This is a genomic window from Streptomyces sp. SID1328 (assembly GCF_009865595.1).
Lineage (GTDB): Bacteria > Actinomycetota > Actinomycetes > Streptomycetales > Streptomycetaceae > Streptomyces > Streptomyces griseoluteus.
Genome location: NZ_WWKH01000811.1, coordinates 1 through 585, shown reverse-complemented (window position 1 = coordinate 585; position 585 = coordinate 1). Strand labels below are relative to the sequence as shown.

At 66.2% G+C, this 585-nt stretch carries 1 protein-coding gene; it reads left to right on the top strand.

Going from position 1 to position 585, the window contains the following annotated elements; translation table 11 throughout:
* Positions 1 to 585, top strand: a 585-nt coding sequence (locus GT030_RS25875; protein WP_237522822.1) for an alpha-amylase family glycosyl hydrolase, incomplete at both ends; no start/stop codon positions are given.

Sequence of the window (585 nt, the reverse complement as noted above, 5' to 3'; positions counted from 1 at the left end):
CCAGGACGCCCGGATCATCTTCGTCGACACCGAGGTCTCCAACTGGACCTTCGACCCGGTGCGCGGACAGTACTTCTTCCACCGCTTCTTCTCGCACCAGCCGGACCTCAACTACGAGAACCCGGCCGTGCAGGAGGAGATCCTGGCCGCCCTCCGGTTCTGGCTGGACCTCGGCATCGACGGCTTCCGGCTCGACGCGGTGCCCTACCTGTACGCGGCCGAGGGCACCAACTGCGAGAACCTGCCCGCCTCGCACGCCTTCCTCAAGCGCGTCCGGAGCGAGATCGACGCCCAGTACCCGGACACCGTGCTGCTGGCGGAGGCCAACCAGTGGCCCGAGGACGTGGTCGACTACTTCGGCGACTACTCCACCGGCGGCGACGAATGCCACATGGCGTTCCACTTCCCGGTCATGCCCCGCATCTTCATGGCCGTCCGCCGCGAAAGCCGCTACCCGGTCTCCGAAATCCTCGCCAAGACCCCCGCCATCCCCACCAACTGCCAGTGGGGCATCTTCCTGCGCAACCACGACGAGCTGACCCTCGAAATGGTCACCGACGAGGAACGCGACTACATGTGGGCCGA